The 253-nt window shown below is 53.8% G+C and carries 1 protein-coding gene; it reads right to left on the bottom strand.

Annotated features, from left to right (window positions below; all coding sequences use genetic code 11):
- A partial coding sequence (locus SB719_RS21440; RefSeq protein ID WP_412159927.1) for a hypothetical protein occupies nt 1-253 on the bottom strand: 253 nt, incomplete at both ends.

Raw genomic sequence — 253 nt, forward strand, 5'->3', positions numbered from 1 at the left:
CCCTGGGCAATGCCAAGTTTATTCGCCAGCGACTCCCCGATTTCCACAAACTGCTCTGGCTGCAAAATCGCGTTCAACAGCGCGTGTTTGGTCCAGTAGTGGAAGTGCTCGGTCAGACGATAGGTGGTTCCGACATACGGGAACTTATCGGCTTTACCCAATGCTTCGGCGTCGTCTTTAAAGATACGTGCAGCCGGGTTCGAGATAACGTTTGGATGCAGCGGGTTAGTTCCCAGCGGCGTTTCAAACGGCT

It is taken from the genome of Pantoea sp. SIMBA_079 (assembly GCF_046940275.1).
GTDB classification, from domain to species: domain Bacteria; phylum Pseudomonadota; class Gammaproteobacteria; order Enterobacterales; family Enterobacteriaceae; genus Pantoea; species Pantoea borealis.